18 protein-coding genes are annotated in these 19,552 nt (G+C 64.3%); 9 read left to right on the forward strand and 9 right to left on the reverse strand.

The window, feature by feature from the left end; genetic code table 11:
* Nucleotides 1-8: 8 nt before the first annotated feature.
* Complete coding sequence (gene nirK / locus RBH20_RS15665) at nucleotides 9-1,094, reverse strand: copper-containing nitrite reductase (RefSeq protein ID WP_306710239.1); 1,086 nt, start codon at nucleotides 1,092-1,094, stop codon at nucleotides 9-11.
* A 309-nt stretch (nucleotides 1,095-1,403) separates the two neighbouring features.
* Between nirK and RBH20_RS15670 the strand changes: the two genes are divergently transcribed.
* Nucleotides 1,404-2,195 carry a 23S rRNA (uridine(2552)-2'-O)-methyltransferase gene (locus RBH20_RS15670; RefSeq protein ID WP_306710241.1) on the forward strand — a complete coding sequence of 264 codons (792 nt, stop codon included), beginning with the start codon at nucleotides 1,404-1,406 and terminating at the stop codon, nucleotides 2,193-2,195.
* An 18-nt stretch (nucleotides 2,196-2,213) separates the two neighbouring features.
* On the opposite strand, the gene RBH20_RS15675 is transcribed toward RBH20_RS15670, so the two are convergent.
* The 3 genes from RBH20_RS15675 to RBH20_RS15685 all read right to left on the reverse strand — a co-directional run bounded on the left by RBH20_RS15675 (nucleotide 2,214) and on the right by RBH20_RS15685 (nucleotide 5,548).
* Nucleotides 2,214-2,912: a queuosine precursor transporter gene (locus RBH20_RS15675; protein ID WP_306710483.1), complete on the reverse strand. Its 699-nt coding sequence runs from the start codon at nucleotides 2,910-2,912 to the stop codon at nucleotides 2,214-2,216.
* The gene (locus RBH20_RS15680) at nucleotides 2,902-3,078 is read right to left on the reverse strand and encodes a ribbon-helix-helix protein, CopG family (RefSeq protein WP_008307016.1); all 177 of its coding nucleotides are present in this window, start codon (nucleotides 3,076-3,078) and stop codon (nucleotides 2,902-2,904) included. The genes RBH20_RS15675 and RBH20_RS15680 overlap by 11 nt, the downstream gene beginning before the upstream one ends.
* A 274-nt stretch (nucleotides 3,079-3,352) precedes the next feature.
* Nucleotides 3,353-5,548 carry a twin-arginine translocase subunit TatC gene (locus tag RBH20_RS15685; protein ID WP_306710243.1) on the reverse strand — a complete coding sequence of 732 codons (2,196 nt, stop codon included), beginning with the start codon at nucleotides 5,546-5,548 and terminating at the stop codon, nucleotides 3,353-3,355.
* A 104-nt stretch (nucleotides 5,549-5,652) separates the two neighbouring features.
* On the opposite strand from RBH20_RS15685, the gene RBH20_RS15690 reads away from it, so the two are divergent.
* Nucleotides 5,653-7,272 (forward strand): twin-arginine translocase subunit TatC, encoded by a 1,620-nt coding sequence (locus RBH20_RS15690; RefSeq protein WP_306710245.1) that lies wholly within the window; start codon nucleotides 5,653-5,655, stop codon nucleotides 7,270-7,272.
* 1 nt (nucleotide 7,273) lies between these two features.
* Nucleotides 7,274-7,903: a histidine phosphatase family protein gene (locus RBH20_RS15695; protein ID WP_306710246.1), complete on the forward strand. Its 630-nt coding sequence runs from the start codon at nucleotides 7,274-7,276 to the stop codon at nucleotides 7,901-7,903.
* 107 nt (nucleotides 7,904-8,010) lie between these two features.
* Here the strand turns inward: RBH20_RS15695 and RBH20_RS15700 are convergent, their stop codons facing one another.
* Together RBH20_RS15700 and larE are read right to left on the reverse strand one after the other, a co-directional pair.
* Nucleotides 8,011-8,283 carry a hypothetical protein gene (locus tag RBH20_RS15700; RefSeq protein WP_306710248.1) on the reverse strand — a complete coding sequence of 91 codons (273 nt, stop codon included), beginning with the start codon at nucleotides 8,281-8,283 and terminating at the stop codon, nucleotides 8,011-8,013.
* Between the two features lie 222 nt (nucleotides 8,284-8,505).
* Nucleotides 8,506-9,387: an ATP-dependent sacrificial sulfur transferase LarE gene (larE, locus tag RBH20_RS15705; RefSeq protein ID WP_306710250.1), complete on the reverse strand. Its 882-nt coding sequence runs from the start codon at nucleotides 9,385-9,387 to the stop codon at nucleotides 8,506-8,508.
* 141 nt (nucleotides 9,388-9,528) lie between these two features.
* Between larE and RBH20_RS15710 the strand changes: the two genes are divergently transcribed.
* Together RBH20_RS15710 and RBH20_RS15715 are read left to right on the forward strand one after the other, a co-directional pair.
* Nucleotides 9,529-11,607, forward strand: coding sequence for a helix-hairpin-helix domain-containing protein (locus RBH20_RS15710; RefSeq protein WP_306710252.1), 2,079 nt, complete (start codon nucleotides 9,529-9,531; stop codon nucleotides 11,605-11,607).
* 83 nt (nucleotides 11,608-11,690) lie between these two features.
* Nucleotides 11,691-12,818, forward strand: coding sequence for an ORC1-type DNA replication protein (locus RBH20_RS15715; protein WP_306710254.1), 1,128 nt, complete (start codon nucleotides 11,691-11,693; stop codon nucleotides 12,816-12,818).
* Nucleotides 12,819-12,866: 48 nt separating this feature from the next.
* Here the strand turns inward: RBH20_RS15715 and RBH20_RS15720 are convergent, their stop codons facing one another.
* Nucleotides 12,867-13,652 carry a hypothetical protein gene (locus RBH20_RS15720; protein ID WP_306710257.1) on the reverse strand — a complete coding sequence of 262 codons (786 nt, stop codon included), beginning with the start codon at nucleotides 13,650-13,652 and terminating at the stop codon, nucleotides 12,867-12,869.
* Between the two features lie 167 nt (nucleotides 13,653-13,819).
* Between RBH20_RS15720 and RBH20_RS15725 the strand changes: the two genes are divergently transcribed.
* Nucleotides 13,820-14,206 (forward strand): RidA family protein, encoded by a 387-nt coding sequence (locus RBH20_RS15725; RefSeq protein ID WP_306710259.1) that lies wholly within the window; start codon nucleotides 13,820-13,822, stop codon nucleotides 14,204-14,206.
* Between the two features lie 34 nt (nucleotides 14,207-14,240).
* Here the strand turns inward: RBH20_RS15725 and RBH20_RS15730 are convergent, their stop codons facing one another.
* Nucleotides 14,241-15,710, reverse strand: a complete 1,470-nt coding sequence (locus RBH20_RS15730) for an MATE family efflux transporter (RefSeq protein ID WP_306710261.1) — start codon at nucleotides 15,708-15,710, stop codon at nucleotides 14,241-14,243.
* Between the two features lie 84 nt (nucleotides 15,711-15,794).
* Between RBH20_RS15730 and RBH20_RS15735 the strand changes: the two genes are divergently transcribed.
* Entirely contained in the window at nucleotides 15,795-16,241 is a 447-nt protein-coding gene (locus tag RBH20_RS15735; protein ID WP_306710263.1) for a MaoC/PaaZ C-terminal domain-containing protein, read from the forward strand.
* Here RBH20_RS15735 and RBH20_RS15740 read toward each other — a convergent pair.
* Complete coding sequence (locus tag RBH20_RS15740) at nucleotides 16,231-16,476, reverse strand: ferredoxin (RefSeq protein WP_306710265.1); 246 nt, start codon at nucleotides 16,474-16,476, stop codon at nucleotides 16,231-16,233. The genes RBH20_RS15735 and RBH20_RS15740 overlap by 11 nt on opposite strands.
* Nucleotides 16,477-16,591: 115 nt before the next feature.
* Between RBH20_RS15740 and RBH20_RS15745 the strand changes: the two genes are divergently transcribed.
* Nucleotides 16,592-18,994, forward strand: coding sequence for an ATP-dependent DNA helicase (locus RBH20_RS15745; RefSeq protein WP_306710267.1), 2,403 nt, complete (start codon nucleotides 16,592-16,594; stop codon nucleotides 18,992-18,994).
* A complete protein-coding gene (cgi121, locus tag RBH20_RS15750) occupies nucleotides 18,994-19,521 on the forward strand; it encodes a KEOPS complex subunit Cgi121 (RefSeq protein ID WP_306710270.1) in 528 nt (175 codons plus the stop codon). The genes RBH20_RS15745 and cgi121 overlap by 1 nt, the downstream gene beginning before the upstream one ends.
* The last annotated feature ends 31 nt before the right edge of the window (nucleotides 19,522-19,552 follow it).

Raw genomic sequence — 19,552 nt, forward strand, 5'->3', positions numbered from 1 at the left:
CGACGCGGTCAGGCCTCTGGTTCGAACACGTCGGGGTTTGCTGGCCCTTCGCGATTGATGATGGCCATCGTGCCCTTACGGGCGACCCGAGAGAGTGCGTGGTCGACCAGTTTGATCGGGCCGGGCACTTCGGCGTGGAGCGTCGTGATGGCACAAGACCCGGGCTTGACCGGTGTGGTCTGGACGTACTTGTTCGGCGGCCCGGCGATAGCGCCCTGCTGCCAGACCTCGTCCCAGACGGACCCGATGGGGTGGAAACTGGAGTCGAGGTTCGGCCCGCCGGTCACGAAGTACACGCGAGCGGTGTCGCCGACCGACATACTCGGCGAGCCGTATCGGTCCGGCGTGATGGCGTACTTCTCGCCGTTCATCAGGACGTACGTCGGCTCTTCGGCTGCCATCGCCTCCATGTCGAAGTCGTGGTGCCCTTTCTCGCCGGTGTCACCGGTAGTGTACAGCTCGTGCTGGCCGAAGTAGAACTCGTGGTCCACTTCGGGGAGCCCCTCCTTCGGCTCAACGAGTATCATCCCGAACATCCCCGAGGAGATGTGCATATCGAGATTCGGGACGGCGCAGTGGTAGATGAACGCGCCGGGGTAGGTGGCCTTGAACCGGAACGTCTTGGTCTGGCCCGGCGTGACCATCGACGCCTCAGCACCGCCCCCTGGGCCGCGGACGGCGTGGAGGTCGATGTTGTGGGGCATCGAGTTCCCCTCCTCGTTCGTGATGGTGAGTTCGACGGTGTCGCCCCGACGGACTCGAATCATCGGACCTGGGATCTGGTCACCGAACGTCATGTACGTGTAGGTGACGCCCGGCTCGACCTCTGCGACCTGTTCTTTGGTGGTCATCTCGACCGACACGGTCTTTGGCTCCGACCGGTCGATAGGGTCTGGGATTGCGGTCGGGTCAGCGGCAATACGGTCGACGTCGGTCTGTTGTGCGGCGTTCATAGCTGGCTCCTGAGGGGTCGTCTCCGCTTCGGTCGCTTGCTCTTTTGCGCCTGGTGCGCTGGCACAGCCCGCAAGTGCGGCCGTGCCGACGCCCAAGGCTTCTAACACCCGCCTCCGCGTCGTCGTCGGAATGGTTGACATTGGGAGGTCACTTCCTACAGATGGGACTCAGCGCGCAACCTGTATATATGGGGACGGCGAATCTCAGCCGCTGAGACGCGTTCTTGTGCGGTAAGAACGACACTGAACGTGTTCGGGTTGGTGGTAATATACCTATGAAAACTGAACGCTATCCCGGTTTCCTCGGAACAACCGACTGGTAACTGTCGCGCAGCAGTTCGACCGGAAACTCTGAGTCGGCATCCATTTGAGCGCTGACCGCCTCCGTGGTACTATGACTACGCGTTCGCCATCTTTCGGCGGTCGAGACGCACGTGGTGTGTGGTAATCATGTCGGGCAAAGACGACTACTACAACAGGGCGAAGCAGGAGGGGTATCGTGCGCGGTCAGCCTACAAGCTCCAGCAGCTAGACGACACAGCCGGCCTCCTCGGTGAGGGACGGACCGTCGTAGACCTCGGTGCGGCACCCGGCGGCTGGATGCAGGTCGCGGCCGAGCGCATCGGTGACCGCGGGACGCTCGTCGGTGTCGATCGCCAGACAATCGATGACCTAGAAGATCCCGAGCCGACCGTCGAGTACGTCCGCGGCGACATGACCGAAGATAGCACGAAAGACGAGATCCGAGAAATCGTCGGTGAAAGCAACGGCAGCGCTGGTCCGGTCGACGTTGTCATCTCTGACATGGCCCCGAACATGACCGGCCAGTATGACCTCGACCACGCCCGGTCGGTCCACTTGGTCCGGCAGGCCTTCGAGGTCGCGACGGACCTGCTCGACGCTGGCGGGGACTTCTGTGCGAAGGTGTTCGACGGACAGGACCTCGACGACCTCATCGCCGATATCGAACCGGAGTTCGAGTACGTCCGCGAGGTCCGTCCCGACGCCTCGCGGGACTCCTCCTCGGAGCTGTATCTGGTGGCGAAACACCGCCTGACTGGGCCGGTCCGCGAGGGCGATGTTGTCGAAGTCACTATCGAGGATATCGGCGAGGAGGGCGACGGTATCGCAAAGATCGAGAACTTCACCGTGTTCGTCAGCGGCGTCGAAGACGGCCAAACAGTCGAGGTCCGAATCGATGACGTGAAACCGCGGTACGCGTTCGCTGAGCCGGTCGAGTAAGCCGCTTCCAGTCGTTTTTCAATCGGCGCTTGCTGGAGTCGAGACGACGTTGTTTCGCCGGGCAAAGCCGACGACGGCGTAGACGAACGGCGTGTCGAGAACGGCGATAGCGAGTTTTAGGAGGTACTGGCCGACGATGAGCGCCAGCGCCTCGGCCGGCGGGACCCCCTGAAACAGGACGAAGCCGACGCCGATGAAGATGACCGTGTCGATGAGCTGGCTGGTGGCTGTCGAGCCGATGTTCCGGAGCCAGAGCTTTTTGCCGTCCGTTCGGTCCCTGAGCCAGTGGAAGACAAACACGTCCCAGTTTTGACTTATCACGTAGGCCGACAGGCTGGCAACGACGATGGCCGTGCTCGCCCCGAGCACATTCTGGAAGGCCGCGAGATCGACCGGCTGGGCCGCCTGTGGGAGTCCGGGGGCGAGAATCGTGCTCCAGACCAGCGCCAGCAGGACGAAGTTCATCGCGAAGCCGACGTTGACGACGACGGTCGCGGCCCGGCGGCCGTACAGTTCGGCGTAGCAGTCGGAGGCAAAGAACGTCAGCGCGTACGCTAGCGCTGCCCCGGGCAGGACAAGTGTCGACCCGGCAAGCGGGAGTGAGAACGGCAGCGAGAACGCAAGCAGCTTCGAGGCGGTCACCTGTGAGGTAACCAGCGCTGTCACGAACAGCGCGACGAGGCCGACGCGCACCGCCTCCGACCGCTCACTGGTCATCGTCGAGTCGTCCTTGGCGCTCATCGATGTCGTCAAGCACGTCGAGCGTTTTTCGGACTGAGGCGCGGATAGCCTCGCTTCGATTGACGAACTTCCCGTCTTCGCCGACGTGCTTGTCGATGTCATTCAGCAACTCCGCCGGAACTTCGACGCTTATCTTGGGCATATCTGGAGAATATATTGGGCATATGCTTAGCCACTGTGGTTCGTTGGCCAGGCGTGTCGACTCACAGGTAGTTTCTGGGCATCACGAGAGCTACTGCACTCGCAACAGGACGGATGGAGAAACAGCTCGGATTTCCGGTTAGGGGGAGGGAGAGCCTCGCGGGGCTGTTATCGAGATAACGGGCCGTTACGAGTATCCCTGAGCGTTCCACGACTGCGACGGCGGTGCGATCATCGTCGAATAACGGTTCGCGACTCGTCGCCGAGCACAGCTATCAGTCAGCTGGTTCGCTTCGGCGGTTCGTCGTCCGCCGGCCGCCCAGCGTGTACACCCAGAGGATACCGAGCCCGAGCATATACGCCAGCGCCGTGGGAATGCCGACGATGAACATCGTGAAAATGCCACTTGGCGAGAGAATCGCCGAGAGGGCGACGATGGCGATGACGACCTCCCGCCAGCGCTCGTACATCAGGCGGAACGGGATGATGCCGCCCTTATGGAAGAGGAACATCGTCACCGGAATCTCCGCCAGCAGGCCGATCCCAATGGTGAGGAAGAACACGAGCCAGCCGAAGTTGCTCACCCGGTAGGCGATGACCATGTTCGAGTTCAGCTGGTCGTAGGCGATCCAGGAGATGGTCATCGGGGCCACGTAGAGGAACCCGAGCAGGCTTCCGCCGATGAGTGCGGCGAACAGCGTTCCGCCCCAGACGCCGAGGATGTTACGGTTCCCAATGACCAGTCCCCGCTCGCGCATCGCCGGCCACGCGAAGTACAGCACCACGGGGATGATGGAGACGGCTCCGAGTATCGTCGAGAACTTGACGATGAACACGAGGTGCTCCACGGGGTGGAGCGTGACGATGCTCACGTCGGCGGCCATCTCCGGCGGGAGCCGGCTGACGAACGTCCGCTGTATCGACCCGATGCCGCCCTGATAGAGGAACAGGAACGCAGCGGCGAGCACCGCCCCGAAGATTCCCAGAATCACGAACGCCCGGGACGCCAGCGCACTGAGAATGAACTGGATGTCGTAGTAGTAGCCGCCGATCTCGTCTTCGGTTGTCTCGTCCTCGGTGAAGGCATCGACCATACCGGCGGTCGTCGAGGTGAACACACCTGTCTCCTCCTCGTCCGCTTCGGCGGCCCCGTCAGCACCGCCGCTCTCACCCTCCGACTCTGTGTCGTCCTCGTGAGCCATGTCCCAGCGGTCGAGGACGGCCTGAGCTTTCTCCTTGTTGTCGTCCGCAAGAGCGCGGTCGGCGTGGGCGAGCGCCTCGTCCTCGGTCATCTCCTCGAACACTTCGGGGGGCGCGACCTCGACGGCCGAGGCGTTGAGTTCGCCAATGTCGATGGCCGTCGGGTCACCGACCTGACCGGGACCGGCTTTCTCTGACAGTGCGGTCAGAACGTGGTAGTACAGGACGACGACAGCACCGATGACACCGAATACGGCGGCGATGAGCAGCGCTGTGCTTTCGACCGGGAGCCCGAACAGCGCCGGCGGCTGGATATCGCCGGTGAGCCGGTCGGACGGGAACACCTCGGCGAACTGCTGGATGTACTGGAACGCCGGCGTCGCTAGGACGTAGTACACCACGCCGCCGCCCAGCACTGCACCGCCGAGAATCGTGTTCCAGTGTCCGCGGGCGACGCTCCACGTGCTCACCAGATCACCGGAGCGCCTGACCAGCATCGCGAGCTTCGCCAGCGCGAGGCTGATCCCGTAGAGGCCACACAGCGGTGCGGCCCACATAATCTGGGTGAAGGGGTCCGGCGGCGAGAACAGCGCCCCGAAGGCGAAAATCCCCATCACCGCGTAGCGCCACTTGTCCCGGAACGTCTCATAGGGGACGATTTCAGTGTAGGAAAGCACCGTCATCACGAGCGGCAACTGGGCGGCGAGCCCGAAGGAGACGGCCAGCAGGAAGACGAACTGGAACCACTTGACGATGGAGTACTGCGGCGTGAAGCCGGCCTTGAACGCGTCCCCGGCGAGGAAGTTGAACATCAGGGGGAAGAACAGTTCGTACGCGTAGGCGACACCGCCGAAAAACAGGCCCAGACTTATGCTGACGAACAGCGCGCCCTTCCAGGTCGGGATGTGTTCGGCCGGCCACCAGCCGCGCTGTCGGAGCCCATCGCGGCCGAAGTAGATCAGCAGCGGCAGCGACATGAGAATCCCGATGACGGCTCCGATTTTCACCTGCAGGAGGATGACGTCGAACGGTGTGACCGCGACGATGCTCGTGGCCTCCTGGGTGGTGAGGTCCATCTGCGAGTACAGGAGATCAGCACGCAGCGTGTCCCAGACGCCGTACTGCAGTCCCATGATCGTGCCGATCATCCCGATGACGAAGACGATGAACACCTTCTGGAGGTGCACCTGTGCCGAGCGGAGCATCGCACCGAGCGTCGCACGCCCGCTCTGGACCGTCTGGACGGTGTCCTCGTCGATAGCACTCGCCATCTTCTCTGTGCCTAGCCCAGTGGGCGTTATCAATTTATTCATCCCGGTGACAGCCACTGCTCGAAAAGAAAGTTTACAACACCCACCGTCTAAGCCCGGGACAGATGGAGGACGGTGATGCGGACGACGAGCAACGCAGGCCCGAAGAGCCGCCGCTACCGTCTGACGACGAGTCCGACGATTCGTCACCCCCTACTGACCCCGTTGCCGAGGCCGATGCCAACCGGGAGGCGGACGAGGTGACCAGCCCCGGTCCCGCACCGGCCGGCGGTGACGAGGACACTGTTGGCTCGCATGCCGCGCCGACAGAAGCCGAATCCAGCGACGGGCTGTTCGACCGGGACGCGTCAGATATCTCCGCTGCTGTCCCGGCTGACGTTCCGACTGACTGGGGCAAGCCGACGCCGTCACCGGCCGGTGCCGGTGGTGCTGCGCCGACAACCGGCGGCGGGAATGCACCGAGCTACGACCCCGACGACGATATCGTCGACGAGGGCGCACCCGACGACGAGGAGATGCCCTTGGCCGACCACGTCGAGGAGATGGCGATGCGGCTGTTCGTCGTCGTCGGCGTGATGGCCGTCGTCGCCGTTATCGCCTTGCCGTACTCCGATGAACTCATCAACTTCCTGTGGTACTCGTTCCTCGACGGCCCGGCCGAGGCCTGCGGACAGGTCGCGACGAACGTCGACGGCAGTGCTGTCGCGGGCGCTGACTGCCCGAACGTGTACAACCCGCTCGCGCTCATTCTGGCGCGTCTCAAGGTGTCTTCGCTAGTCGGCTTTATCGTCGCCTTGCCGGTGTTCGTCTACCAGACGTACCTGTTCATGCGACCGGGGCTGTACCCCCGCGAGCGCCGCTACTATCTGGCTGCGGTTCCGACAAGCCTCGTTCTCGCAGCTGTCGGCGTTGGCTTCGCGTATTTCGCCGTGCTGCGGGCGATGTTCGATTACTTCATTACTTACTCCGACCGCGCAGCCGACCTGGCCTTTGGCCTGAGCGAGACGTTCAACCTCATCATCCTGATGCTGGGGCTGTTCGCGCTCATCTTCCAGATCCCGCTGTTCGTGATGCTCGCAGTGATGATGGGCGTGACGACCCGCCAGTGGCTGCAGGACCGGCGGCTGTACTTCTGGGGTGGCTTCGCCGCTGTGGCATTCCTGTTCAGCCCGGACCCGACTGGGATGGCCCCGCTCATGGTCGCCGTGACGATGATCGGGCTGTTCGAGGGGACCCTGCTGCTCCTTCGTTGGACCGGCAGTACGTCGCCGGTCCCGACAGCGGACGACCTCGCCGCGCGCCGCCCGGTTGCGTGGTTGACCGCCGGTATTGCCGGCTACGTCCTCAGCCCCGCACCGGTCCCGACGGGCTACTATGAGCAACTGCCAGCCACAGTTACTGAGACGCTCGCAGCCGTCGGCCTCGGGAACGCCACGCCAATGCTTGTCGGCGGTGGGATGATCGTCCTGTTCGAGGCGCTGGCCTACGTGAACAAGAACTACTACGGCTCGGTCAAACTCTGGCGCGGGTTCCGGGCCGCCCGCCTGCCGGTGTGGGCCGTCGCCATCGTCGTCGGCTACCTCGGCAGCCCCGACCCGACGCTGTTCCGCCTCATCAACCAGTTCAGCCTCCCGAGAAACGCCGCAATCGCCGTCGCCGCCGGCCTCGTCATCCTCTATGAGGGGACCATCGCCGTCGCGCGCTGGCGAAACCGGGGTGAATAAGATGGGAACCCTACTTGTCGCCCGGCACGGCGAGACGACGTGGAATCGAGACGGACGCATCCAGGGCTGGGCCCCGAGTCGGCTGACCGACCAGGGACAGAAGCAGGCCACGGCGCTCGGAACATGGCTCGATGAGCGCTACGGCGTCGACCGTGTCTTCGCGTCGGACCTCCGGCGGACCCGTGAAACGGCCGCCGCAGCCAACGACGGCTACGGTGGTCTGCCCGACCCTGAGTTCGATACTGACTGGCGTGAGCGGGGCTTTGGGACCATGCAGGGCCTGTACGCGGAGGAACTGCTTGATGAGTTCCCCGACCACGACCGGGACGCGAGCGTCATCTCACTCGACGCAGCCCCGGAAGGCGGCGAGGGCATCCCGACCTTCCGCGGACGGGTCGAGTCGGCTTGGGACCGGGCAATCGCGACCACCGACGCCGGTGAGACGACGCTTGTGGTCACCCACGGCGGCGTCATCAAGGTCTTGCTGGCAAAACTCACCGATGTTGACCCGGATGCGGCGCTGGCCAAAAGCTCACAGCCGAACTGCGCAGCCAACGAAATTCGATTAGACGAGGACGGTCCTGCACTGGTCAACGAGGAGATGACTGGCTGGCGAACGTTGCTAGACTGAGTGCTTACTGTTGCTTGATGCGATACGATCTAAAAACCGCCCTGTACTCTCGTCGGTGAATCTTGAACTACGAGCGATTGCGAGTAGTCGCCGCGCTGTGGTGCTGGCTATCTGACGAACATGAAATAGACACTGATGACAAGGAGTACGAGTGTTAACGTCCCGACGGCGCTCTCCACGCCCGGGGATACCGTAACGAACCGACCCGGAACGAGCTTCGAGAGTACGTACGAGAGGCTGAGAAGCAACGGTGCGACACGTTCTAACTTGGATTCGGCGTCCGTGTTTTCGGTCGATTGCGCGAAAACTACCGGAATGGCAAACAACGAGAAGATGCCGAGTACGAGAAGCGCCGAATCAAGAAATAGGTCAACAAGCATATATAACGTGGTATTCCTGCCGTGTTTCGAGGCTGGCCGCGCATATCACTGAACTCAGCCCGACCGCGGTCCACTGTGGTCTGTATTTCCTCCGACTGTACCGCTACACTTGTACTTTATCTCATACTTTCAATGACAACGAAAGCGCTACTTTGCGCGTCTGATCGCCCAACGTAGAAGCGATGGCTGACGTGACGCACTGGTTTGAGAAGGGTTACGCCGTCAATCGACGGACGGATAGTCGGCGTCGAAAACGTTGCTAACCACGTCCTCGGCCTCTTCTTCGGCTGGTTCTTCTGTTTCCGGGCTCACACTGCCGGTTTCGTACCCGTGGAGGTCGAGCGTGACGTGGTCGAAGCCGCAGTCTTCGATGTGGTCGCGAGCAGTGCGGACGAAGTCTGGGTCGAGTGCGGTTTCGAGTTCTTCCTCGCCGACCTCAATCCGGGCGAGGCCGTCGTGGTCGCGCACGCGGAACTGCTCGAAGCCCCACGTCCGCAGGAGGCGCTCGGCCTTCTCGACGCGGGAGAGTCGTTCCTCCGTGACTTCGAGGCCGGTTGGAATCCGCGAGGAGAGACAGGCCATCGAGGGCTTGTCGGCGACCGAAAGGTCGTACTCGCGGGCGATCTCACGGACCTCGGATTTCTCGATGTTATGTTCCAGTAGCGGTGAGTAGGCGTCCAGTTCCTCGACGGCGCGCAGGCCGGGACGGTGACCCTCGCCCACGTCGGAGGCGTTTGTCCCATCACACACCACGTCGATGCCGAGTTCACGGGCGCGGTCGTACATCGCGCCCAGCCGCATCGACCGGCAGTGGTAACACCGCATGTCGTCGTTCTGCATGAACTCCTCGCTGTCGAGTTCGGAGAACTCAACGATCTCGTGACGGATGCCGATTTCCTCGGCGACGCGGGTCGCGTCCGTAAGCTCGGCTGCGGGGAGCGTCTCAGATTTGGCGGTACAGGCGATGGCGTCGTCGCCGAGGGCGTCGTGCGCCAGTGCGGCGACGACACTCGAATCGACCCCACCGGAGAAGGCGATCAGCACGCCGTCTCGCGACTTGAGGTCTTCGCGGGCGGCCGCTAGCTTCTCCGAAACAGCAGACATGGAATTTCTTTCTCGGTGGAGCGCAAAAACGCCTTCGCGTTCGGTGTTTGACTGACCGGGCCGGAGCGGTATTGACCGCTCCGCTGCCGCCGGAACCGCTGGCAACGGGTTTTTTCTCGCTGGCGTCGAATGGGCGGGCAGATGGAGCTCGAATCGGTTCCGGGCGTCGGGGCGAAGACAGCCGCGGCGCTCCGGGAACTAGACGACCCGGAGGCAGCACTCCGGGACGGCGACGTCGCGTCGCTTGCACGCGCACCGGGTATCAGCGAGGGCCGGGCAGCCCGTATCGCTCGCGGCGCGATCCGGGCCGAACACGACGACCCTGGTGGGTTCACCGCGACGAAACGCGCCCGAGAGATCCACGAGGACGCACTGGCCCTGCTGACCGACCGGACGGTAACCGACTACGCCGCGAAGCGACTGGAGACGATCTATCCCAGCGGCATCCGTAGCCGTATCGAAGAAGTCCGCTCGTTCGCCGAGTCGGCGATGGCCCGCGAGCCCGACCCGGCAGTTCTCGACGCCCTCTCGGCCGTCGAGCCGCTGGCCGAACCCGGTGACGTGCGGGTGCGGGACCGCTGTCTGGCGACCCGCGACGCCGAGCGCTACGCCGACGCACAGGCCGCGATTCCGGAGGTCAGCGTTGAGGTCGTCGACGACGCCCGTCAGCTGGCCGAACTCGCCCGCTCGTACTCGACGGTCGTCGCGCTGGATGAGGCCTTCGCCGGCGTCGACATCGAGGGCGACGTACGGGTGGAGCCGAACGCGCTCGAAGAGCCCGAATCCGTCGTTCCGGAACGCGTACTCACCTTCTTCGCCCGCAACCGCGACCGGATACGGGCCGCCGCCGAGGTCCACTGCGTCGCCGACCTCGACGCGCCGTGTGACCTAGAGACGCTCCTGTCGGCGCTCGACCAGCTCGATGAAGACGGCAGTGTCAGCGGCGACGAGGAACTCGACCGGCTCGCCACTGCTGTCGACGACCTCGACGCGGCGGTGTCGACGGCTGAGAGTGTCGCCAACGACCACCTCCGGGAGGCTATCGAGGAACAGGACGTGACTATCGAGGGGACGGACCTGCTATCGCTGGTCGAACGCGGGGCGGGCGTCGACTCGCTGCTCCAGCGGGAACTGGCCGACGAGTACGCCGCGGCTGTCGAGAAGGCCCGCGACCACCTCGTCGACGCGCTGGCGCTCCGGGACATGGAGGCGACAGCGCGCCGAGCCTTCCCTGACGAGCCCGCCTACCCCGTCGAACACAGTGAAGACGTCGTTGCCCGTCTCCGAGAGGAACTGACCGCCGCGCGCGACCAGCGGGCGACCCGCCGGAAGCGAGAGTTGGCCGACGACCTCGCCGAGATGCGCGACGACGCCGCCGCGCTAGTCGATGCCGCGCTGGAACTCGACGTGGAGCTGGCGATCGCCCGTTTTGCCGACGATTTTGACTGCACGATGCCTGAGCTAACCGAGTCCGAGGGCGTCGCCATCAAGGGCGGGCGCTCTCCACTGCTGGATGTTCCCTTTGAAAACGTCGAGCCTGTCGACTACACTGTCGAGGGCGTGACGGTCCTCTCCGGGGTCAACAGCGGTGGCAAGACGTCGACGCTGGACCTCGTGGCGCTGGTGACGACCCTAGCCCACATGGGCCTGCCCGTCCCGGCGGAGTCGGCCCGAATCGGTCGGATTTCCGAACTCCACTACCACGCCAAGACCCAGGGGACGCTGGACGCCGGTGCGTTCGAAGCTACGTTGCGGGAGTTCGGTGACCTCGTTGCGGACGTGGACCATCGGTCGCCGGCGGCAGCGGATGGGGACGGGACAGAGGCTGACAGCGATGCAACAACAGACAGCGACGATCCGGCGGCTGGGACCGACGACCGCCCAGTGATGGTGCTGGTCGACGAACTCGAATCGATCACCGAGCCCGGCGCCAGCGCGAAGATTATGGCCGGCATCCTCGAAGCGCTGGGTGAACGGCAGGCGACGGCTATCTTCGTATCACACCTCGCACGCGACATCCGCGCGGCCGCCGAAACCGACATCAGTATCGACGGAATCGAGGCGAAAGGGCTGGAAGACGGCAAGCTGCGCGTTGAGCGCTCCCCGGTCAAGGGGAAGCTCGCCCGCTCGACGCCGGAACTCATCGTCGAGAAGCTCGCCGACGACGGGACCGACGATGCCGATGGATTCTACAGTGATTTGCTCGGAAAGTTCGAGTAGTGACCGCCTGAGACGCACTGACCTGTCACTGTGGGTGAAGCTGTGGCAAATGGTTAAGTGGGCCGCGAAGCTCGGTGAAAGTGATGAGCGACGACCCCGAGGACCGGATGCTCGGCTGGGACGAGTCCGTCTTTCGGGACGAACACGTCTTTGAAATCGACTGGCTCCCGGAGACGTTCAAACACCGGGACACCCAGATGGAGACGCTGAAGTACGCGCTTCGGCCGGCCGTCCGGGGGTCGCGCCCGCTCAACGTCATCGCCCGCGGGCCGCCCGGTACAGGGAAGACGACTGCTGCCCAGATCCTGTTCGACGAACTCACCGCCCAGACAGACGTGAAAACCGTCCGGGTGAACTGCCAGATGGACTCGACGCGCTATGCCGTCTTTTCGCGGCTGTTCGCCGAGATCTTCGACTATGAACCGCCCTCCTCGGGCATCTCTTTCAAGAAGCTGTTTTCCCAGATTACCGATAAACTAGTCGAGGAAGACGAGGTGCTCGTCGTCGCCCTCGACGACGTGAACTACCTGTTCTACGAGAGCGAGGCCAGCGACACGCTGTACTCGCTGCTGCGCGCCCACGAGGCCCACTCCGGCGCGAAAATCGGTGTCATCTGCGTCTCCTCGGACCTCGAACTCGATGTCATCGACGCCCTCGATACACGCGTCCAGTCCGTGTTCCGCCCGGAGGAGGTGTATTTCAACCCGTACGGACAGGCCGAAATCGCAGATATCCTGGGCGAGCGTGCCGACCGGGGATTCAACGAAAGTGTCGTCGGCCCCACAGTGCTTGATCGTGTCGCCGAACTGACCGAGGAGCAGGGCGGTGATCTCCGGGTCGGCATCGACCTGCTGCGCCGGGCCGGCATGAACGCCGAGATGCGCGCCTCCCGCTCCGTCGAAACCGAGGACGTCGAGGAAGCCTACGACAAGTCAAAATACGTCCACCTCTCCCGCCGGCTGCGGGAGCTGTCGGACTCGGAAACCGCGCTCGTGGAGGTCATCGCGGCCCACGACGGCCAGCAGGCCGGCGACATCTACGACGCCTTCTCAGAGCAGACAGACTTGGGCTACACTCGGTACTCTGAGATCATCAACAAGCTCGACCAGCTCGACATCATCGATGCCGACTACACAAACGTCGAAGGTCGAGGCCGCTCACGGGAACTGACGCTCAACTACGACGCCGACGCGGTGCTGGAACGGCTGTAGCACAACGTAGTCAATCGTATTCTGCCGAACCACCGAAATAAAGCCGGCTTACTCCATCTTCTCAAACGTCGTCTCGGCCCACTGGACGGCGTAGTCAGCGCCGTACTCCAGATAGGCGTCGGTGTCGAGTGCGGCAAACGGCGCGGGGAGGTCGAGTCCGTGCTTGATGCCGCTGCAGGCAAGTTCGGCGGCCGCGGCGAACTCCGTCTGGCCCTGTGCGATCTCGCTGGGGAGATCTTCGAGGCGGGGTTGCAGGCGCTCGCCGGCGTCATCCCACGCCGCGTAAAGATCCGGATAGTCATCAGCCCAGTCGGCGAACTCCGCCCGGGTCTGGAGCCCGAGATACGCCGTATACACCGCTGCTGAAAGCTGGTATCGGGCGTTCGCATCGAGATGGTTCTCTGTGGCAGCCACGAACTCCGGGTACTGCTCGCCGAAAAAGCCCAGAAAATGCTCGGGTTCGTTGAGACTGACCTCGACGAGCGCCTCGGCGACGAGAAACGAGACGAAGTCGTCCGGTGAGGTCTCCAGCCGCGGCTTGACGAACACGCAGGGCGGGACCGTCTGGCGCGTCCAGGCGACGCCGCCGTCGCCGGGCATTCCGATGGTGAGGTCGTTCCCGATGTACTCCTGTAGCACCTCTGGCGCTGTGGTCGGGAGCCACGCACCGTCGTAGGAAATCTGGTCGAGGCTGTCGGTCACCAGCAGGAGTTCCTCGGCGACTGCGGGGTCCAGCGTCTCGAAGTCACGGTCGCAGTTCAGTACGAGCGCCTTCGGGGCGTAGGCGTCACGTACGGCCGGCAGCTCGCCGGCCAGTGAGCGCTCGGTGAACATCTACGCCGAGAACAGGACGAGGTTGATGATGATGCCGACCGACAGTAGTGCCGACACGCCGATTGTTCCGAGGACAATTTTTGTGGCCTTGCTCATGCCAATGAGTATCTCGGGCCGGACATTAAAACTTGAGAAACGATTTTCGGGATCCGAAGCGAGTATCGAGTATGCGTCGCGAACGCACTTCGACGGGGACTGCCTGGGAACAGCAGGTTGGCTACTCGCGGGCGATACGCACTGGCGATACTGTCCGTGTCGCCGGCACCATCGCCACGGACGACGAAGGCGAGGTCGTCGCGCCGGGTGACCCATACGAACAGACGAAACATGCCTTCGGAATCGTCTCGGATGCACTGACAGCCCTTGATGCCGCTATCGACGACGTGGTCCAGACTCGGATGTACGTCACCGACATCGACAATCAGGAACGGGTCGGCGAGGCCCACAGCGAGTTCTTCGGCGACGTTCGTCCTGTAGCGACGATGGTTGAAGTGAGCGGGCTGGCAACGCCCGAGGCCGTCGTCGAAGTCGAAGCCGTCGCGCAGGGCGAGTGACGCCGTCGAGACGGGTCGGAGACGACCAGTGGTGTCAGTCGTCAGTCGCACCAACGCTCGCCTGTCTGGCAACGTCGCGCCATCCACCGGACCAGAACCGGCCCGCGTTGACCGCAGCTTTCAGGTAGAAGTCGCCAACGAGTGCAGCGAAGATTGCCGGCAGTCCAATCCCGAGTCCCGGTGAGACGGCGATATTGAGGACCGGAACGGTTACCACGAACGACGACGGCAGGGCGAGGGCAGCCACTGGGAGGCGGTAGCAGTAGCCACCCAGAAACGTCCCGTATAGCGGCCAGCGTGTGTCGCCGGCACCCCGCAGGCTGCCCCGCATCGTCCGGGAGATGGAGAAGCCGGCGACGAGCAGGCCGAACACCCGGACGAACGCCGCCGCCAGGTCGGGGTAGGCGGTCCCGAACAGGGCGACGATGGGTCGGGCAAACACCACAAGCAGGGCCGCCACGACGAGCTGGAGAGCAAGCGCGACGCGAAGCGTCTGCCAGCCGTAGGCGGTCGCCTCTCCTTCGTCCCCAGCACCCAGCGACTGCCCGACCAGCGTCGACGCGGCAGTCGCGTACCCCCACGCCGGCATTAGCGCGAGCAGCATGACCCGGCGGCCGATGGCATAGGCCGCGAGTGTCGGCGTCCCCAGCACACCGAGAATGAACAGGAACGGGAAGCGGGCGAACGTCTGCAGTAGCCGCATTCCGGACAGCGGGAGGGCGACACGGACGATTTCGCGCATGAGGTCGGCGCTGAACTGCGTCCCGCCGGGCCGGAGCGTGACGACGTAGCGCCCGGACAGCAACAGTCCGAGGAAAATCACTGCCGCGAGCGTGTTCGCGATGGCTGTCCCCCACGCCGCACCGGCGATGCCGAATTCGGGGAACGGACCGACGCCGAAGATGAGGATGGCGTTGAGTGCGACGTTCGTCGGCAGCGTAAGCAGGCGGACGTACATCGGCGTTCGGGTGTCGGCGCTGCCCGCCAGCGCCCGGGCGGCGACCATGCTCCAGAACCGTGGGGCCAGCGACAACATCACGATGGCGAGATACGTCGCGCCGAGGCGGATGGTCGCCGGGTCGTCGGTGAGAACCCCAACGAGTAGTTCCGGATAGCGCCAGCAGAGTACCGACAGCGGCAGGGAGACGAGCAACGCGATCCACAGCGACTGTTTGACCGCGAGGTTTGCACGCTCCGGCTGATCGGCCCCCTGCAGCCGCGAGACGACGCTTATTGTCCCAGAGGAGACTGCCAGTGAGAGCCCAAACCCGACGAAGTAGTACTGGAAGCCGAGTTCGAGGCCAGCGATGGCCGCGTCACCGAGCGCCAGACCGACCATCAGGAAGTCGGCGAGACGCAAGAGGATGCGGAGGCCGCCCGTGACCATCACCGGCGCGGCGAGGTCGGTCGCGGTCGTCGCCTTCTCTTGATCGACGAGGCCTGCACTGGCCAGCAATGCGGGGAACGCAGTCAGCAAGCGGCGGAGGGGACCACCAGTCGACATCGCTCTGACTTGGGGAGCCCAGCCCCCTGTGGGTTTCGGGACGGGGCCGTGGCTTTTTGCCACAAAGCGCCGACAGCCAAGCATATGCCTCCCGTCGAAGTCGGCGAGACGTTCACCGAGACGCGGACGTTCCGGCCCGAAGATGTCGACCAGTTCGCCGCGCTCTCCGGAGACGACCAGCCCCGCCACACGGAGCCTGATGGAGACGGCCGGCGGATGGTCCAGGGGTTGCTCACCGCGTCACTGTTGACCAGCATCGGCGGTGATCTGGAAGTGCTTGCCTCGCGGATGGACCTGCAGTTCCAGCGCCCGGTGTACACCGGCGAGACGCTGGTCTGTGAACTAACGGTCGTGGACGTTGATCTGGATGTCGAGGGCGGCGTCGCTCTCGTGGGTGATGTGGCTGTCCGGCGCATCAATTGCGGCGTTGACTCCGGTCAGGCCGACACAGCCGCGGCGAAGCAGGCTGACGGCGACACCGCTGGAACCGTCGTGCTTGAAGCGACTGTCGAAGGAATAATCAGGGAATGAGCTGTTCGCCGTCGTCGTCGTAGAGTGTGATGGCGTCGACTGGACAGGACCGGGCGGCAAACTTCGCGTCCAGTTCGGCGTCATCTGGGACCTCCCGAACGAACACGTCCGCTTCCTGTTCCTCACTGTCCGCCAGCACCGCTTTGCCGGCGTCCTCGTCGCGCTCGAAGGCGTCCCACTCCGCGACACACTGGAACATCCCGATACAGGTGTCGTAGTCGTACTCGACTCGCATACCTCGTGTTGGCCGCTCGCGGGCAAAGGCGTTCCCCTCGGGACTCGATGCGCTAGTGGACCGACACGGTTGCAGTGCGACAGTTTAAATCGGGGCAGGACCCAAGCGGGGTGTAATGGACGTTGCGGACCTGCCGGGCGTGCCCGAGTGGCTCCCGGACCACCTGCGCGACGACGGCATCGAGGAGCTGTACCCGCCACAGGCCGAGGCCGTCGAGGCCGGGGTCACCGAGGGGGAGAATCTGGTTGCGTCGATTCCGACGGCGAGCGGGAAGACCCTCATCGCCGAGCTAGCGATGCTCTCCTCGGTTGCCCGCGGCGGGAAAGCGCTGTACATCGTTCCACTGCGAGCGCTGGCCAGCGAGAAGCAGGCTGACTTCGAGGAGTTTGAGCAGTACGGCCTCGACATCGGCGTCTCGACGGGGAACTACGAATCCGAGGGCGGATGGCTCGCGGACAAGGACATCGTCGTCGCCACCAGCGAGAAAGTGGACTCGCTGGTCCGGAACGACGCGCCCTGGATCGAGGACCTCACCTGCGTCGTCACTGACGAGGTCCACCTCGTCGATGACGGCGAACGGGGGCCGACACTGGAGGTGACGCTGGCCAAGCTCCGCCGGCTCAATCCTAACTTACAGACCGTCGCGCTGTCGGCAACTATCGGCAACGCCGAGGCGCTGGCGACGTGGCTCGACGCGGGGCTCGTCGACTCTGACTGGCGGCCAATCGACCTCCAGAAGGGAGTCCACTACGGGCAGGCACTGCACCTCGAAGACGGGAGCCAACAACGCCTCTCGGTGCAGAACAACGAGAAGCAGACCGCGGCTATCGTCCGCGATACGCTGGAAGACGACGGGTCGACGCTGGTGTTCGTCAACTCCCGGCGCAACGCCGAGGCGGCGGCGGGCCGGCTGGCGAACACTGTCCGGCCCCACCTCAGTGCCGAGGAGCGGGACCAGTTGGCTGATATCGCCGAGGAGATCCGGGACGTGAGCGACACGGAAACAAGCGACGACCTCGCGGACGCCGTTGCGGACGGGGCGGCGTTCCACCACGCCGGCCTCTCACGGGGCCACCGCGAACTCGTCGAGGAGGCTTTCCGGGACCGGCTGGTGAAGGTCGTCTGTGCGACGCCGACGCTCGCGGCCGGGGTCAACACGCCCTCCCGGCGCGTCGTCGTCCGCGACTGGCGGCGGTACGACGGCTCGGCCGGCGGGATGGCCCCGCTGTCGGTGCTTGAAGTGCACCAGATGATGGGCCGGGCTGGCCGCCCGGGGCTCGACCCCTACGGCGAGGCGGTACTCATCGCCTCTAGCCACGACGAAGTGGACGAACTGTTCGAACGCTACGTCTGGGCCGATCCGGAACCGGTCCGGTCGAAACTCGCGGCCGAACCGGCCCTGCGGACTCACATCCTCGCGACCGTCGCCTCTGGCTTTGCGCGCTCGCGTGAGGGACTGCTTGAGTTCCTCGAACAGACGCTGTACGCCAGCCAGACCGACGACAGCGGCCAACTCGAACGCGTCGTCGATGACGTACTCACGTACCTCCAGCGCAATGACTTCTTAGAAATCGAAGCTGGCGAACTCGACGCTACCTCGCTGGGCCACACCGTCTCGCGGCTCTATCTGGACCCGATGAGCGCCGCCGAAATCGTCGACGGCCTGCGGGACTGGGAACGGGGTGCCAGCGATAGTACCTCGGCCAGCGGGTCGCCGGCCGAGACGCCCGCGGAGCCGCCGGCTGACAGCGGCTTCACAACCGCCAGCGAACTCGCTGAGGACGCTGACGAGAGCGACGACGCTGACAGGGACCCGGACGACATCTCCGCACTGGGCCTGTACCATCTCGTCTCGCGGACGCCGGATATGTACCAGCTCTATCTCCGCTCGGGCGACCGTGAGGAGTACGAAATGGAACTGTTCGAGCGCGAGGAAGAACTGCTTGGACCTACGCCGTCGGAGTTCGAGGAGGGCCGCTTCGAGGACTGGCTCTCGGCGCTAAAGACCGCTCGTCTGCTCGAAGACTGGGCCACGGAGGTCGACGAGGCGACCATCACGGAGCGGTACGGCGTCGGCCCAGGTGACATCCGCGGGAAGGTCGAGACGGCCCAGTGGCTGCTTGGGGCCGCCGAATCGCTGGCCAGTGAGGTCGATCTGAACGCCGCGCGGGCCATCAGTGAGGCCCGCATTCGCGTCGAACACGGCGTCCGAGAGGAACTGGTCGACTTGGCCGGCGTCCGCGGCGTCGGCCGCAAACGCGCACGACGGCTGTTCCAGGCCAGCATCACCGACCGCGCACAGCTCCGAGATGCGGACAAGGCTGTCGTGCTGGCGGCGCTCCGAGGCCGCCGGAAGACGGCCGAGAACGTGCTGGAGAACGCCGGCCACCGGGACCCGTCGATGGAGGGCGTCGAGCCCGCGCCCGACGTGTCTGTTGACCTTGACGGCGGTGCAGATGGCGACACGAACGCCGAATCGACAGCCAATGATGATCAGTCCAGTCTGGGTGATTTCTGATGCGGGTCGTCGAAGGCACTGCCGAAATCGACGACGTGGGCACGTTCGTGGAGACGCTTAGTGAAATTGGCGACAGCCACGGCGTCACGGTGCAGGCGTTCGACGCCCGCTACGTCGTAGACCGCGCCCATCTCGAACTGGCCGTCGAACTCGCGACCCGGGCTCACGACCGCGGCGACGCTATCGCCGAGGATTTCGGTGTTGAAATCCTGCTGTACGCGGCCGGCCGCCGCCAGATCAACCGCGCGCTGACGATGGGTGTCAGCGAGGGGGCCTGTCCCGTCGTCGCGGTCGTTGTCGACCACGAACGGACGGATACTCACGTCGGAAAAAGCGAACAGAACGGTATCGAGGCAGCCGAAGACGACGTTCGTGAGGCGCTTACGGCTGCAGCCACCCTGGGCGAGTACGACGCGGACCGCGTCCGGTCGTTCTTCGATGTGACGGACACTGAACTCGCCGCGACGGCCGGCGACCTTCCCGACGCCGTTCGGGAGCGTGTGGCGTTGCTCCCGGTCGAGAAGTAACAGCAGTATTTTTGACGACGGCTGTGTTAGT

This window comes from Haloarcula sp. H-GB4, from assembly GCF_030848575.1.
GTDB lineage: Archaea > Halobacteriota > Halobacteria > Halobacteriales > Haloarculaceae > Haloarcula.

What these genes read in the sequence shown, in the direction of transcription:
- RBH20_RS15690 (WP_306710245.1), top strand. Translation starts at nt 5,653, where the DNA reads ATGGAGGACGGTGATGCGGACGACGAGCAACGCAGGCCCGAAGAGCCG.
- RBH20_RS15740 (WP_306710265.1), bottom strand. Translation starts at nt 16,476, where the DNA reads ATGCGAGTCGAGTACGACTACGACACCTGTATCGGGATGTTCCAGTGT.
- RBH20_RS15730 (WP_306710261.1), bottom strand. Translation starts at nt 15,710, where the DNA reads ATGTCGACTGGTGGTCCCCTCCGCCGCTTGCTGACTGCGTTCCCCGCA.
- cgi121 (WP_306710270.1), top strand. Translation starts at nt 18,994, where the DNA reads ATGCGGGTCGTCGAAGGCACTGCCGAAATCGACGACGTGGGCACGTTC.
- nirK (WP_306710239.1), bottom strand. Translation starts at nt 1,094, where the DNA reads ATGTCAACCATTCCGACGACGACGCGGAGGCGGGTGTTAGAAGCCTTG.
- RBH20_RS15710 (WP_306710252.1), top strand. Translation starts at nt 9,529, where the DNA reads ATGGAGCTCGAATCGGTTCCGGGCGTCGGGGCGAAGACAGCCGCGGCG.
- RBH20_RS15735 (WP_306710263.1), top strand. Translation starts at nt 15,795, where the DNA reads ATGCCTCCCGTCGAAGTCGGCGAGACGTTCACCGAGACGCGGACGTTC.
- RBH20_RS15720 (WP_306710257.1), bottom strand. Translation starts at nt 13,652, where the DNA reads ATGTTCACCGAGCGCTCACTGGCCGGCGAGCTGCCGGCCGTACGTGAC.
- RBH20_RS15680 (WP_008307016.1), bottom strand. Translation starts at nt 3,078, where the DNA reads ATGCCCAAGATAAGCGTCGAAGTTCCGGCGGAGTTGCTGAATGACATC.
- RBH20_RS15670 (WP_306710241.1), top strand. Translation starts at nt 1,404, where the DNA reads ATGTCGGGCAAAGACGACTACTACAACAGGGCGAAGCAGGAGGGGTAT.
- RBH20_RS15695 (WP_306710246.1), top strand. Translation starts at nt 7,274, where the DNA reads ATGGGAACCCTACTTGTCGCCCGGCACGGCGAGACGACGTGGAATCGA.
- RBH20_RS15700 (WP_306710248.1), bottom strand. Translation starts at nt 8,283, where the DNA reads ATGCTTGTTGACCTATTTCTTGATTCGGCGCTTCTCGTACTCGGCATC.
- RBH20_RS15725 (WP_306710259.1), top strand. Translation starts at nt 13,820, where the DNA reads ATGCGTCGCGAACGCACTTCGACGGGGACTGCCTGGGAACAGCAGGTT.
- larE (WP_306710250.1), bottom strand. Translation starts at nt 9,387, where the DNA reads ATGTCTGCTGTTTCGGAGAAGCTAGCGGCCGCCCGCGAAGACCTCAAG.
- RBH20_RS15685 (WP_306710243.1), bottom strand. Translation starts at nt 5,548, where the DNA reads ATGGCGAGTGCTATCGACGAGGACACCGTCCAGACGGTCCAGAGCGGG.
- RBH20_RS15715 (WP_306710254.1), top strand. Translation starts at nt 11,691, where the DNA reads ATGAGCGACGACCCCGAGGACCGGATGCTCGGCTGGGACGAGTCCGTC.
- RBH20_RS15745 (WP_306710267.1), top strand. Translation starts at nt 16,592, where the DNA reads ATGGACGTTGCGGACCTGCCGGGCGTGCCCGAGTGGCTCCCGGACCAC.
- RBH20_RS15675 (WP_306710483.1), bottom strand. Translation starts at nt 2,912, where the DNA reads ATGACCAGTGAGCGGTCGGAGGCGGTGCGCGTCGGCCTCGTCGCGCTG.